This window comes from Marinibacterium profundimaris (assembly GCF_002210095.1).
GTDB classification, from domain to species: Bacteria; Pseudomonadota; Alphaproteobacteria; order Rhodobacterales; family Rhodobacteraceae; genus Marinibacterium; species Marinibacterium profundimaris.
Genome location: NZ_AQQR01000001.1, coordinates 728,916 through 743,342, shown reverse-complemented (window position 1 = coordinate 743,342; position 14,427 = coordinate 728,916). Strand labels below are relative to the sequence as shown.

Below are 14,427 nucleotides of genomic sequence, written 5' to 3'. Positions count from 1 at the left end.
TTTGCTGAACTGCTGCCCCCGAGGTACCTGATGTCTGCCCGCCTGCGCGCCTGGCTGCTCGTGACCCCCGCGACATTGCTTGTCGTTCTGTTCCTGGTTCTGCCGGTGCTGTCGACGCTCGCCACCACCTTCGGCGACCCCAAGGGCGTCTTCGCGCCCTATGCCACCTTCTTCAACTCCCGCTTCCGGATGACCGTGCTGTGGCGCACGATGGAGGTGGCGGTGATCACCACAATCGTCTCGGTCGCCGTGGGCTTTGCCACCGCCTGGGTCGTGGCCAAGGCGCCGGGACGGGCGCGCAGCCTGCTGATCATCGCGGCGGTCTTTCCGCTGCTGACCGGCGTGGTGGTGCGGTCCTTTGCCTGGCTGGTGATCCTGGGGAAAAACGGGATCCTGAACAATTTCCTGATCTGGACCGGCCTGATTTCCGAGCCGCTGAGCATGCTGTATACCCAAGGGTCGGTCATCGTGGCGATGATCTATCTCTTCGTGCCGCTGATGATCCTGACGCTGGTCGGCGTGCTTGAAGGCATCCCGCAGGATCTGACCGATGCCGCCGCCTCGCTGGGGGCGACGCCGGCGGCGACCTTCCGGCAGGTGATCCTGCCGATGGCGGTGCCGGGGCTGATCGTGGGCTCGGTGCTGGTCTTCACTGGCTCCTTCACGTCATATGCCACGCCGCAATTGCTGGGCGGCGAGCGGCAGATGATGATGGGGACCTTCCTTTATCAACGCGCCATGGTGACATTCGACTGGGTCGGGGCCTCGACCATTGCCGCCGTGATGGTGGTGGTGACGCTGACCACCGTGCTGTTCATGTCGAAACTGGCGCGCAAGCTGAACCCGGTGGCCGGCTGATGCAGAACAAGACCCATCCCCTTCTGATCGCCTTCGCCGTGCTGGTGTTCTTCTTCCTGCTGGGCCCGCTGGTGATCATCATCGGCTCGGCCCTGTCCGAGACCAGCTATCTGACCTTCCCGCCGCAGGGGCTGACCCTGCACTGGTTCGAGAACATCTTCGAAATCTCGGCCTTCCGGCGCACCATGGCGACCTCGTTCATGCTGGCGGTGGGCGGCACGGCACTGTCCATGCTGATCGGCATTCCCGCGGCTTACGCGCTGGCGCGCTACCGGGTCGAGATCCCGCGGTTCCTGGGCAATGTCTACGTGCTGCCGATCCTGATCCCGGAAATCGTGCTGGGCTTTTCGCTGATGAAATCGCTGGCCACGGGCCTTGGCCTGCCGATCACGCTGTCGCTGCTGGTGGGGCATGCGCTGCTGGTGCTGCCCTATTGCGTGCGGGTCGTGGGCGCCTCTCTCAACAATTTCGACTTTTCCATCGAGGAGGCGGCCGTGTCGCTGGGATGCACCCGGGCCAAGGCGTTCTTCACGGTGGTTCTGCCCAATATCCAGGCCGGCATCATCGCCGGGTTCATCCTGGCCTTCATCACCTCGCTGAACGACGTTTCGGTGTCGATCTTCCTGACCGGCCCCGGCGTCTCAACCCTGCCGATCCAGCTTCTCGCGCATATGGAGCAGTTCTTTGACCCGACCATCGCGTCGGTTTCGGTTCTGCTGATGCTTGTCACCGTGGCCGTCATGGCCATCGTGGAGCGGACGCTCGGCCTGACCTTCCTGACAAAATGACCGTATCCCTGACCCTCGACAACGTTTCCGCCCATTATGGCTCCACCCAGGTGCTGGAGGATCTCTCGCTCCATGTGGCCGAGGGCGAGCTGATCTCGCTTCTGGGCTCGTCCGGCTGCGGCAAGACCACGACGCTGCGGCTGGTGGCGGGGTTCCTGCAGCCCACCGCCGGCACGATCCGGCTGGGCGATCGCGACCTGACGCGGCTGCCGGCGCATGCGCGCAATATCGGGCTGGTGTTCCAGACCTATGCGCTGTTTCCGCATCTGACGGTGCGCGACAACGTGGCCTTCGGGCTGAAGCAGCGCGGCATGGGGCGGAAGGAACGCGACCGGCGGGCTGACGAGATGATCGCGCGCGTCGGGCTCGACGCGCTGGCGGACCGGCATCCGGCGAACCTGTCGGGCGGTCAGCGGCAGCGGGTGGCGCTCGCGCGGGCTCTGGTGATCGAGCCGCCGCTGCTGATGTTCGACGAGCCGTTGTCGAACCTCGACGCCAAGCTGCGCGTGGACATGCGGGTGGAGATCCGGCGGCTGCAGCAGGCCAACGGGACCACGGCGGTCTATGTGACCCATGACCAGGAGGAGGCGTTTTCGATCTCGGACCGGGTGGCGATCATGAACGCGGGGCGGATCATGCAGCTGGACACGCCCGAGGTGCTGTATTCGAAACCCGCCAATGCCTTTGTCGCCGATTTCGTGGGGTTCGAAAACATGATCCCCATGCGCGTCGTGGCCGAGGCCGGCGATGCGGTGCGGGCCGAGATGGAAGGCGGGGCGACGATGGATCTGCCCAGGGGGACCTTCGACGTGCCGGGGCGGGATTTCATCCTGGCCGCGCGGCCCGAGGGGCTGCTGGTGGCGCCCGAGGGCTCGGCGCCCGGGATCCCGGCGAAGCTGGGCCTGCGGACCTATCTGGGCCGGGCGTACCAGTACCAATGCGACACGCCGGCGGGCTCGGTCATGGCCAACGGGCCGCTGTCGGCCCCGTTCGACGCGGGCGCGGCGGTGACGCTGGTGCCGCAACCGGATCAGTGCTGCCTGCTGCCGGTCGAGGCATGAGGCAGGTTCTGGCGAACGCCCGCATCCTGCCGATGGATGCGGGGATGCGCGAGATCGGGCGCGGCTGGATCGCGCTGGACGACGGCCGGATCGTGTCGCTGGGGGAGGGGGATGCTCCCTCCGATCTTGGCGCGGTGCAGGACATGGGCGGCGACCTGCTGATGCCCGGCATGGTCAACACCCATGCGCATCTGCCGATGACCCTGTTCCGGGGGCTGGGCGAGGATGTGGACGACCGGCTTTTCCGTTACATCCTGCCGCTGGAACGCGCGCTGGTGACGGCGGAGGTGGTGGAGATCGGCACCGCGCTGGCGGCGGTCGAGACGATCCGGGGCGGGGTCACGACCGTGGCCGACATGTATTACTTCGAGGATCGGGTGGGGTCGGTGCTGGACCGGGCCGGGCTGCGGGGCGTGGTCGGGCAGACGCTGGCGAATTTCGAGGCGCCCGATCACGGCAGCATGGACGAAGGCTTTGCCCGGCTGGACGCGCTTGCGGATCTTTATGCCGATCATCCGCGTATCACCGCGAGTGCCGCGCCGCATGCGCCCTATTCCACCGATCTGGCGGTGATGACCCGGGTCGCGCAATGGTCCGCCGATCACCCGGGCCTGCCGGTGCAGATGCACCTGGCCGAAACCCAGGCAGAGCTGGACTGGGCGCAGAAGACCCATGGCTGCACGACGGTCGAGGTCTCGGACCGGGCCGGGCTGCTGACGCCGGCGCTGGTGGCGGCGCATGTGATGTATCCCGGTGAGGCGGATATCGCGCTGCTGGCAGACCGCGGCGTGGGCGTGGCGCATAATGCGCGGTCGAACGGCAAGGCGGGGCGGGGGATCGCGCCGGTGACGGCGTTGCGCGCGGCGGGCGTTTCCGTCGGCCTCGCAACGGACGGGCCGATGTCGGGCAACACGCTGGACCTCTTCGCGCAGATGGCCCCCGCGGCGATGTTCCAGAAGATCGCCGGCGGCTCGCGCAAGCCCTTGCCCTGCGTGGACGTGCTGCGCATGGGCACGATCGAGGCGGCGCGGGTGCTGGGCATGGATGACCGCATCGGCTCGCTGGAGCCGGGCAAGCAGGCGGATCTGATCCGGATCTCGCTGGACGACCCGCGCCTGCACCCGATCTATGACCTGACCTCGGCGCTGGTCTTTGCGGCGCTGCCAAGCGACGTGCGGGGCACGATGGTCGCCGGGCACTGGCTGATGGAAGACCGTCAGCTGACCACGATGGATGCCGACAAGGCGCTGGCCGATGCGCTGCAGGTGGCGCAGCGCTTCAGGGCGCGCATCGAAGAGATCGACAGGACGAAGACATGACCGACCAGATCCTTTCCCATATCGACGCCACGCTGGACGCGCGGCTGGAGCGGCTGTTCGAGCTGATCCGCATCCCCTCGGTGTCGACCGATCCGGCCTATGCCGGGGATGTGGCGCGCTGTGCCGAATGGCTGGCCGGAACCCTGCGCGAGATGGGCGCCGAGGCCTCGACGCGCGAGACCACGGGCCACCCGATGGTGGTGGGCCATCTGCCGGGGCCCAGCGAGGCGCCGCATGTGCTGTTCTACGGCCATTACGACGTGCAGCCGGCCGATCCGCTGGAGCTGTGGAATTCGGACCCGTTCGAGCCGGTGCTGCGCCCGGTCGAGGGCGACACCCATATCGTCGCGCGCGGCGCGTCGGACGACAAGGGCGCCTTGATGACCTTTGTCGAGGCCTGCCGGGCGTTCATCGAGACCCAAGGCACGCTGCCGATCCGGGTGTCTTTCCTGTTCGAAGGCGAGGAGGAGAGCGGCTCGCGCTCGCTGCCCGGGTTCCTGAAGGGGGCCGCGCAGGAGCTGGAATGTGACATCGTTCTGGTCTGCGACACCGATATGTGGGACCGCGAGACACCGGCGGTGACGACCATGTTCCGCGGTCTGGTGGGGCAGGAGATCACCGTGACCGCCGGGGACCGCGATCTGCATTCGGGCATGTTCGGCAATGCGGCGGCCAATGCGCTGGCGGTGCTGTCGGATGTGCTGGCCAGCCTGCGGACACCGGATGGCGGGGTGGCGATCGAGGGCTTCTACGACGATGTCGAGGAGCTGTCGCCCGAGACCGCCGCCGAATGGGCCGCGCTGCCCTTTGACGAAGAGGGCTTTCTGACCAACGTCGGGCTGAAGGTGCCGGCGGGTGAGGCGGGCCGGTCGGTGCTGCAGCAGGTCTGGGCCCGGCCGTCCTGCGAGATCCACGGGATCTGGGGCGGCTATACCGATCCGGGCTTCAAGACGGTGATCCCGTGTCAGGCCCATGCCAAGCTGTCCTTTCGCCTGGTGGCCGGGCAGGACCCCGAGAAAATTCGTACGAATTTTCTGGCGCATGTCCGCGCGCGCCTGCCCGAGGATTGCAGCGTGCGCTTCGAGGATCACGGGCTTTCGCCCGCCTGGGCGATGGACCGGGAGAACCGTTTTCTTGCGCCCACGCTGGAGGCGCTGTCGGACGAATGGGGCCGGTCGACCACCTGCGGCACGGGCGGGTCTATCCCGATCATCGGCGCGCTGAAGGCGGCCTTGGGCGTGGATGCCCTGCTGGTGGGCTTTGGCCGGTTCGACAACCGCATCCATTCCCCGAACGAGAAATACGACCTGTCGAGCTTTCACAAGGGTATGCGAAGCTGGGTCCGGATCATCGAAAGGCTGTCCACATGCAAGTGATCATCGACACCGATCCCGGTATCGACGACGCCATCGCCATTCTCTACGCGCTGCGCCATCCGGGCGTCGAGGTGCTGGCGCTGACCACGCTGGGCGGGAACGTGGGGCTCAATGTCACCACGCGCAATGCCGGGCGCATCGTGACGCTGGCCGGCGTGCCGACCCCGGTGCACCCGGGCGCCAATGCGCCGCTGGGGCGCGAGGCCCGGTCGGAAACCGCGATCCATGGCGATGACGGGCTGGGCGGGGTGGTCTTCCCCGAGCCCGCGCTGGCGCCCTCGGACGAGCCTGCGGTCGAGGCCATGGCCCGCCTTCTGCGCGCGGCGCCGGAGAAGACCATCGACCTGCATTGCCTCGGCCCCCTGACCAACATCGCCCTGCTGCTGGAGGCCGCGCCCGACGCCGCGGCCCGCATCCGCCGGGTGATCGCCATGGGCGGCGCGATTGACGAGCCCGGCAACATGGGACCGCGGGCCGAGTTCAACATTGCCCATGACCCGGATGCCGCGGCCCGGGTCTTTTCCGCCGAGCTCGACATCACGCTGATCCCGCTGGACGCCACGCGCCAGCTGCGCGCCGATGCGGCCTATCTGGAGACCTTGCGCGCCACCGGGACGGAGGCCGCCGTGGCCTGCGCCGACCTGATCGACGCCTATTTCACCCAGACGGAACATCAGGCCAAGGGGTCGGAAAGCCGGCCCCTGCATGATCCCTGCGTGCCGCTGCTGGCCTGCCACGAGGAACTGTTCCGCACCGAGGATCGGTCGCTGGAGGTCGAGCTGGAGACCGGCGCGCTGGATCCCGGGCCCAACCCGATCCGCGTGGCCATGGGGCTGGATGCGGATGCCCTGCGCGCGCGTCTGCGCGACGGTCTGGCGGGCTGACCCCATGCGGCTGGATGTCTGGCAAAGGCTGCATGACACTCTGACACCTGGTGTCCAGCCGGATCAGGAGAGCTTTGCCGTGGCCTTGGGGGACCGGCAATTGCTGTTGCCGATCAGGACCTTGCCGGACGGAGAGCGGGGCGTGGCCTCGCTGATCCTGAACCAGGCGAGCTTTGCGGTGCTGGACGCGCTGGCCGACGTGGTGACGGAGCAGCTGCGCCCCTACGATCCGGAGGTCATCGTCGCCGTGCCCACGCTGGGCCTGCCGCTGGCCGAGGCGGTGGCGCGGCGGCTGGGCCATGACCGGCTGGTGCCGCTGGGGAATTCGCGGAAGTTCTGGTACGACGACGACCTGTCGGTGCCGATGTCCTCGATCACCACGCCGGGGGGCGGCAAGCGGCTGTACCTTGATCCGCGCATGCGGCCCCTGCTGGACGCACGCGTGGCGGTGGTGGATGACGTGCTGTCGACGGGCAGTTCGATGGCGGCGGTGCTGGCCTTGCTTGAGACCGCCGGGGTCGACCCGCTGGCCATCGGCGCGGCCATGCTGCAGGGCGAGGGCTGGACCGGGCGGGTTGGCGCCGTACCCGTCCATGGCGCCTTCCGCACGCCGATCCTGGCAAAGGCACCGGACGGCTGGCACCTTCCATGACAGGCCCCCTGGGGAGAGACAGATGCCACACGATACGATGCCATCCGACACGATGAACGGCGAAATCACCACCGAAGGCGAGGCCAATCTGCGCCGCGACCTGATCGACGTGGCCCTGGGCCGGCGCCCGGCCGATACGCTGCTGCGGCTGGACCGGCTGCTCGACACCCATACCGGCCTGTGGCGCGACAGGGTCGAGGTGGCGATCCATGCGGGCCGGGTGGCCTATGTGGGGCCGCGAGGCAGCTTTGCCGGGACCGCCGCCGAAACAGTGGAGCGCCCGGGCCTCGCCGCCGTTCCGGGGCTGGGCGAGGTGCACAAGCATATCGAAAGCAGCCACGTCACACCGGAATACGAGGCCGCGCTGGTCCTGCCGCGCGGCAACACCTGGACCTGCGAGGCGAGCCACGAGTTTTCCAACGTGGTGCCCGACCGCACGCTGGACTTCTGGCTGGCCGCCCGGCGCGCCGGATCGCCGCTGAAGATCTTTCCGCTGCCCGGATCGGCCGTGCCGCCCACCGCATGGGAGCATGGCGCGCATCTGGACGGGGTGGATCAGACCCGGTTCCTGACCGAAAGCCCAATGGTCGCGGGGCTGGACGAGGTCATGGACTGGCCCGCCTTGCGCGACCGCGACAACCCCGCGCATGACCGCCTGTGGTCGATGATCGCCGCCACGTGGGATGCCCGCGCCGTGGTCGAAGGCCATGCCGCCGGGATCCGCGATCTGCCCAATATCAACGCCTTCGCGGCCTCCGGCATCGCCTCGGACCACGAGGCCTGGACGGCAGAGGAGGCCTTTGACAAGCTTCAGGCCGGGCTGTTTGTCGAGATCCGCATCCATACTGGCGCGGAGATCGTCAAGGGCCTGCTGGAACGCGGGCTGCGCGACTGGTCACAGGTCGCGCTTGCCACCGATGACCGCCCGGCCTCCGAGGTGCTGGCGACCGGCGCCACGGATCGCAACCTGCGGATGGCGATCGACGCGGGCCTGCCGATGGAGACGGCGGTGCAGCTGGTCACGATCAACCCGGCGCGGCACATGCGGTTGACGCCCTGGGTCGGGTCGGTCGCGCCGGGGCGGTTCGCCGACCTGTTGCTGCTGTCGGATACCGGCAGCTTCGAGATTGCCGAGGTCTGGGCGGACGGGGCTCAGGTCTCGACCGGTACCACCTATACCGGCCCGCTGCCCCGGATCGACTGGCCCGACTGGGCGCGGCAGACGGTCAATGTCGGCCGGGCGCTGACGGCGGAGGATTTCGCGATACCCGCCGGTGAAGGCCGCGAGACCATGCAGGCCGCCGTGCTGCGCCCCTTCCACTGGGAGGACGGGTTCCTGACCTATGAACTGCCCGTGGCGGATGGAAAGGTGCAACGCGATGCCAGCCGCAACATCACCAAGTTTTCCATCGTCGACCGCTATTCGGGGCAGGGCGCGGTGGCCAGGATGTTCTGGCTGGGCTGCGGGCCGCGGGACGACGACACGGCGCTTTGCTGCTCGATGGCCCATGACAAGCACAACATCTGGTGTGTCGGATCCAGCGACGCGGCGATGGCGCTGGCGGTGAACAGCTGTGCCGAGATGGGCGGCGGCTGGGTGCTGGTGCATCGCGGCGCGGTCGTGGCGAGGGTCGCCTACGAGATCGCGGGCCTGATGACGGCCCGTCCGGCGGAAGAGCTGCACGCGGAGATGCAGGCGCTTTATGCCGCGGGCGAACAGGTCGACTGGCTGTTCGAGCCGTCGTTCCACCCCCGCTGGGCCCCCGGTTTCCCCGAGCGGCTGGCGTTCGCCACGCTGACCTGTTCGCCCTGGCGCTGGAACCTCGTGGCGCCGTCGGATCATGCGCCGGAGGGGTTCGTCAACGTCCAGACCGGCGAGACGCATCCGGTCGTCTGGTAGCGCCGGTCGTCCACGACCTGTGCCCGGGGCGGCCGAAACGCCTTTGACCCCGTGCGTGTCCCGGGCGAAGCGTTGCAGCGGGGACCCGGCGGGGCGCGAAATTTCGCGCATGGCTAGGCAGGTTCACGCTTGCCTGCTAGGACGTCTCCGGCGCGACGCGCCTGTTTTCGGGCAGGGTGCGGCCGGGCCCGGCAACGGCCAGGCCATCCGGTCTTCGGCTGCCCGCCCCAGAGGTTCATGGTCCGGCATCAGGCCGGTCCGTCCAGTATCCGGAACGCGATCATGCAGCGCCAGAGCCATTCCACCGGGCCCGATCGCGCCCAAGGGCCGCGCGGCGGCGACCGGCTTGCCGGCGATGCCGGGGCCGGGCCGGGTGTCGAGTCGGGCGCGCGCCGCTTCTCGGTGCCGCTGAAACCGGCGGTGCTGCTGGTGGCGATGCTGCTGACCGTGCCGGTTCTGCTGGCGATCATGGTGATCAACTACCAATCCACCGACCGCGTCGTGACCGACCATGCCTTTGCGCTGGTCGAACGGTTCCGGGCCGAGGCGATCGAGGATATCGAAAGCGAGTTCGACGAGCTTCAGGCCCAGATCGCCACCGCCGCCGAACTTGGCCGCCAGGAACCGTCGTTCTTCACCGATGGCCGGTCGCTGCCCTATTTCCTGCGGGTCCTGCTGCACAGCGACACCGCGCTGAACGTCTATGCCGGGCTCGAGGACGGGTCATTCCGGCAGGCCCGGCGGCTGCAGGATCCGACCGTCGCCATCCATGACCAGCCCCCGCCCGACGGCGCCGTGAACGCCTTTCGCGTGATCGAGACCGATCCGCTGGACCCCGAGGCGCCGCTGCTGGACCGCTATTTCTTTCTGAACGCGCAGGAAGAGATCGTGGGCGAGCTGGCCGCGCCGACCGAATACGATCCCCGCGTGCGGCCCTGGTATCGGCAGGCGGTGCAGGCCGACCGGATGATCACCACCGATGCCGAGGTCTTCTATGCCTTCGGGCTGGTGGGCTTTACCGTGGCCGAGCCCATCGTGGTCGACGGGACCCTGAACGGGGTGGTCGCGGTGGACGTCACGCTTGACAGCTTCTCGGACTACCTCGCGCGCAACCCGCTCAGCCCCAACAGCCTGAGCTACCTGCTGGACGACCGGGGCAACGTGCTGGCCGCCTCGGACCGGGCCACCACCTATGGCGGCGAGAACGACGATGTGCGGCTGCCGCATATCACCGATCTGGGCAAGCGCCTGGTGTCGCTGGCCTACCTGTTGCGGCCGGGCGAGGCGGCGGAAGATGTCTATCCCTTCAGCTTCGAGGGGCAGGATTACCTGGTCAGCCTGTCAAGCTTTGCCGGCGACGCGGGCAAGCCCTGGCGGCTGATGGTGCTGACGCCGCTGTCGGATTTCACCGCCGAGCTGACCGAGAACAACCGCCACATGGTGATCTTCGGCCTGGTCGCCGTGGCCGTGCAGCTGCTGGTGATCTACATCATCGCCAGCCGGATGGCGCAGCCGCTGCGGCTCTTGTCGGCCAAGGTCGAACGCATCCGCGCGCTGGAGCCGGCCGACGATCTGCCCCCCGTGCAATCTTCGGTCCGCGAGATCGCCGTGCTGAGCCGCGCGATCGAGACGCTGGACATCGCCGTGCAGGCGTTTGCCCGGTTCGTTCCCGTGGGGCTGGTGCGCGAGCTGCTGTCGTCCGAGCACAAGCTGGACATCGGCGGGCAGAGCAAGTTCCTGACGATCTTCTTTTCCGACATGGAGGGCTTCTCGGCCCTGGCCGAACGTATCGCCTCGCGCGAGCTGCTGGAGCGGATTTCGACCATGCTGGAGCTGGTGTCGCGGTCGGTTCACCGCGAACGCGGCACGATCGACAAGTTCGTGGGCGACGGGGTCATGGCCTTCTGGGGAGCGCCGGCGCCGCTGGAGGATCACGCCTGGCATGCCTGTGTCGCGGCGCTGCGGGTGCAGGAGGAACTGGACCGGCTCAATTCGACATGGCGCAGCGCCGAGGCGCCGGAGATGCGGCTGCGGGTGGGGATCCATTCCGACGCGGTGCTGGTGGGCAACGTCGGCTCGCGCGAGCGGATGAGCTACACGGTGCTGGGCGACGGGGTGAACATCGCCGCGCGGCTGGAATCGCTGAACAAGGAATACGGCACGCTGATCACCATCAGCCACGACACCTTCCGCGAGGCCGGCGACCGGCTGTGCGTGCGTCCGATCGACGAGGTCTCGGTCAAGGGCCGGCGCGCGCGGATCACGGTCTATGAACTGCTGGGCGCCTACGAGGCCGGACCCGAGCTGGAGCCCACGCCCGAGATGGTCGACCTGGCCCGCGACACCCGCGCCGCCTTCGATGCGCTGGTGGCGGGGGACAGGGCCGAGGCGCTGGCGCTTTATCGCAAGGTGCTGGAGCGGCATCCGCAGGACCAGGTGGCCGGGCTCCACGCGGCGCGGCTGTCGGTGGCCGAGGGGCAGGGCGCGCCGCTGCAGATCGCGGAGATTTCCCATGACAAACCATGACGGCCTGCCCGTGGCCGCCGCCTTCAGGCCAAGCGCCTATACTGCCGCCGTGCTGCGTCAGCTGCTGGAGCGGCGGGTCTTCCTGAAGGATGCCAGCGTGCTCGACATCGGCTGCGGCTGCGGCATCCTGCTGGCCGGCGCGGGCGAGATGGGGGCCACATCGCTGTGCGGCGTCGATATCGAACCGGCCGCGGTGAACGAGGCCCGGCGGCTGCTGACCGGCCCCGGCGCCGCGCGCTTCGCCGGGGCGCACAAGGAGGTGCTGCAGGGCAGCCTGTTCGAGCCGGTGGCGGGCCGGACCTTTGACGTGATCCTTGCCAACCTGCCGCATTTCCCGATGGACCACGTGCCGATCGAAGAGCGCCTGGCGACCTGGAGTTCGGGCGGGGACGACGGCCGGCGGCTTCTGGACCCGGTGATCGACGGGATCGGCGCGCATCTGGTGCCCGGGGGCTGGGCGCTGATCGCGCATAATGCCTTCATCGGGCTGGACGCCACCCGCGAGCGCGCCGCCGCGCAGGGGCTGGAGGCGCGGGTGGTCGACACGATCCTCGTGCCGCTGGAGCCGCGCAAGCTGGCCTGGATGACCGCGGAGGTGCTGGAGCGCGAGATCGGGCGGACGATCCACCGTTTCGCCGATCACGTCTTTGCCGAGGTTGCCGTGCTGCACCTGCGCCACCTGGCCTCCGGGACCGCCGCGTGAGCCTGGCGCGCCGGTTGATCCACCTGGCCCTGCTGCCGCTGGTTCTGCTGGTGGCGGCTGCGCTGGCCCCTGTCGGCGGCGGCCGGGCCCTGGCCCAGGTGGCGCCCGAGGATCCCGCGCAGGGCAGCGCCCCGGCGGACTGGACCCCGGAGGCGGCGCTGGTCGCCCTGCTGAACGAGGCCCGCACCGATCCCTGCGACGAGACGGCCGATGCGCTGACCCGCGTGCTCTGCACCGGCAAGCTTCGGATCGGCGTGCGCGAGAACTACCCTTTGTTCGCCACCAACGTGGACCGGCGGCGCGAGGGCTATGACATCGGCGTCGCCCGGGTAATCGCCGACGGGCTGGGCGTGGCGCGGGAATTCGTGCCGGTGCGCCCCGCGACGCGGATTTCCACCCTGGCCGAAGGCGGCGCCGACGTGGTCATCGCGACCATGGGCCACAACACCCGCCGCGACGCCGAGGCGCGATTCATCCGGCCGCATTACTACCGGTCCGAGACGATCATCGTCGGGCCGAAGGACCTGAAGATCGCCGGGTGGGAGGACCTGTTCAACCGCACCAACTGCACGACCATCGGCAATTACGCCAACGCGCATATCGTGTCCAGGGACGTGCGGGTGATGCTGTGGGACAGCGCCAGCCGCCTGCCCGAGGCGCTGCGCGACGGCACCTGCCGGCTGGCCTCGCATGACGACAGTTTCTTCGCCTTCTACCTGTCGGATCCCGAGTTCGGCGACAAGTTCGAACGCAAGTTCGGCTTCGACCCGGTGCCCTGGGGCATGGCCGTGGGGCTGGACGGGACCGATCGGCTGGCGCAGGCGCTGGAGCTGGTCAGCCGGATCATGCACCGCGAGGGGCTGTTTCTTGAGATCGCGCGCGAAAACGGGATCTTCACCGAGTTCCTGGAAGAACAGCAGGCCCTGTGGTCGAGCGCCGAATGCAGCGGACCGGATGCCTCGGCCTGCCTGATCCCGGCGCTGAACACGGTGCCGCCGCCGACCGATTTCCTGCCCCAGGTCGAAGCCGCGCTTGCCTGGAGCGAGGAGACGCTGGGCTTTACGCCCTCGCTGCCGATGCTGATGACGCAGCCGGCCTGGGGCCTGTTCCTGGACGGGATGATCAATTCGATCGTCCTGGTGACCGGCGCGCTGGCCGCGACGCTGGTCTTCGCGCTGTTTGTCGGGCTGATCTCGGCCTCGCCCTTCCGGCTGGCGCGGGCGGCGGCCTGGGCCGTGGTCGTGGTGCTGCAATCCTCGCCCGTCCTGCTGACGCTGGTGGTGGTGACGGCGGTGGCGCATGCGATGTTCGCCTATTCCTCGGCCGTGGCGCTGGGGGCCGCCATCGTGGCGCTGGGGCTGATGAACGGGTGCAACGCCGGCCAGGCCATCGGAGAGGCCGCCGACAGCCTGCGCCGCGAGAGGGGCCTTGGCCCCGCGCTGACCTGGCCGCTGTTCTGGGCGGCGGCGGGGCGGTCGATCAGCCAGCTGATGTCGTTTCTGGTCAACGCCGCCAAGGGCACACCCATCGCCAGTTTCACCGGCGCGCCCGAGCTGCTGGCCGCGCTGACCGACATCACCTCTTTCGCGTCGGGGCGGGTGACGACCTACACGATCGTGCTGCTGTTCTACCTGGGCGTCGTCACGCTGGTGGTTTACCTGTGCAACCGCGTGAAGGCGCGCATCGACCGGGCGGAGGCGGCGGCATGAGCACCTTCCTCGAGCTGATGCAATCCGACTATCCGCCTGACCTGGCCCGCGCGATGGTGGTGAACTTCCGCATCGCCGGGCTGTCTCTGCTCTTCGGCCTGCTGCTGGGCCTGCCGCTGGCCGTGGCGCTGGCGGGCGGGCGCGGGTGGCGGCGGATGGTGGCGCCGCTGATGGGGCTGATGCGGGCGGCACCGACCTTCGTCGTGATGTTCTTTCTGCTGAACATCATTCCCTACGAATTCCTCTTCGCGGGCCGCGTCGTCACGCCCTCGGCCGCGACCATCGTGGCGCTGTCGCTGGTGCCCTATGCCGCCGCCTACGTGGCCGACAACGGGGCCGAGGCGCTGACCTCCCTGCGCCGCGGCTCGTCCGAGGCGGCGCTTTTGTTCGGGCCGAACCTGCTGCGCGCCTTCTTCGTCCTGGTGATGTCGTCTTCGACCGGGGCCGCCATCGGCGTGAACGAGGGTGTCGCGGTTGTCCTGCGCGAGGCCGAGCGCTGGGAGGCCCTGAGCGACAAGCTGGTGGTCTTCGGCATCGGCGTGCTGGCCTTCGGGATCGTCTTCCAGGCAGGCTTTGCCCTGATGCGCGCCGCCGTGCGGCTGGTCACCCGCCGCCGGGCGCGGGCGGCCTGAGGCGGCGGCTTTGCTGGCC

General features: G+C 68.7%; 12 protein-coding genes. All 12 read left to right on the top strand.

What is annotated here, in order from left to right; genetic code table 11:
- The first annotated feature begins 30 nt into the window (after positions 1-30).
- The 12 genes from ATO3_RS03545 to ATO3_RS03490 all read left to right on the top strand — a co-directional run bounded on the left by ATO3_RS03545 (position 31) and on the right by ATO3_RS03490 (position 14,408).
- Positions 31-858 carry an ABC transporter permease gene (locus ATO3_RS03545; protein WP_088648398.1) on the top strand — a complete coding sequence of 276 codons (828 nt, stop codon included), beginning with the start codon at positions 31-33 and terminating at the stop codon, positions 856-858.
- Positions 858-1,646, top strand: a complete 789-nt coding sequence (locus ATO3_RS03540) for an ABC transporter permease (protein ID WP_198963194.1) — start codon at positions 858-860, stop codon at positions 1,644-1,646. Before ATO3_RS03545 ends, ATO3_RS03540 begins: the two co-directional genes overlap by 1 nt.
- Positions 1,643-2,707: an ABC transporter ATP-binding protein gene (locus ATO3_RS03535; RefSeq protein WP_088648396.1), complete on the top strand. Its 1,065-nt coding sequence runs from the start codon at positions 1,643-1,645 to the stop codon at positions 2,705-2,707. Before ATO3_RS03540 ends, ATO3_RS03535 begins: the two co-directional genes overlap by 4 nt.
- On the top strand, positions 2,704-4,026 hold the full coding sequence (locus ATO3_RS03530; RefSeq protein WP_088648395.1) for an amidohydrolase family protein: 1,323 nt from the start codon (positions 2,704-2,706) through the stop codon (positions 4,024-4,026). The genes ATO3_RS03535 and ATO3_RS03530 overlap by 4 nt, the downstream gene beginning before the upstream one ends.
- On the top strand, positions 4,023-5,402 hold the full coding sequence (locus ATO3_RS03525) for a M20/M25/M40 family metallo-hydrolase (RefSeq protein WP_088648394.1): 1,380 nt from the start codon (positions 4,023-4,025) through the stop codon (positions 5,400-5,402). Before ATO3_RS03530 ends, ATO3_RS03525 begins: the two co-directional genes overlap by 4 nt.
- Positions 5,393-6,286: a nucleoside hydrolase gene (locus ATO3_RS03520; RefSeq protein WP_088648393.1), complete on the top strand. Its 894-nt coding sequence runs from the start codon at positions 5,393-5,395 to the stop codon at positions 6,284-6,286. The genes ATO3_RS03525 and ATO3_RS03520 overlap by 10 nt, the downstream gene beginning before the upstream one ends.
- Positions 6,287-6,290: 4 nt before the next feature.
- On the top strand, positions 6,291-6,938 hold the full coding sequence (locus tag ATO3_RS03515) for a phosphoribosyltransferase (protein WP_088648715.1): 648 nt from the start codon (positions 6,291-6,293) through the stop codon (positions 6,936-6,938).
- Positions 6,939-6,960: 22 nt separating this feature from the next.
- Positions 6,961-8,838 carry an adenine deaminase gene (locus ATO3_RS03510; protein WP_233152014.1) on the top strand — a complete coding sequence of 626 codons (1,878 nt, stop codon included), beginning with the start codon at positions 6,961-6,963 and terminating at the stop codon, positions 8,836-8,838.
- A gap of 282 nt (positions 8,839-9,120) precedes the next feature.
- The gene (locus ATO3_RS03505) at positions 9,121-11,364 is read left to right on the top strand and encodes an adenylate/guanylate cyclase domain-containing protein (protein WP_143747213.1); all 2,244 of its coding nucleotides are present in this window, start codon (positions 9,121-9,123) and stop codon (positions 11,362-11,364) included.
- A complete protein-coding gene (locus tag ATO3_RS03500; RefSeq protein ID WP_158217897.1) occupies positions 11,351-12,067 on the top strand; it encodes a 50S ribosomal protein L11 methyltransferase in 717 nt (238 codons plus the stop codon). Before ATO3_RS03505 ends, ATO3_RS03500 begins: the two co-directional genes overlap by 14 nt.
- Positions 12,064-13,776, top strand: coding sequence for a transporter substrate-binding domain-containing protein (locus tag ATO3_RS03495; protein ID WP_088648389.1), 1,713 nt, complete (start codon positions 12,064-12,066; stop codon positions 13,774-13,776). The genes ATO3_RS03500 and ATO3_RS03495 overlap by 4 nt, the downstream gene beginning before the upstream one ends.
- Complete coding sequence (locus tag ATO3_RS03490; RefSeq protein WP_088648388.1) at positions 13,773-14,408, top strand: hypothetical protein; 636 nt, start codon at positions 13,773-13,775, stop codon at positions 14,406-14,408. The genes ATO3_RS03495 and ATO3_RS03490 overlap by 4 nt, the downstream gene beginning before the upstream one ends.
- Positions 14,409-14,427: the final 19 nt, after the last annotated feature.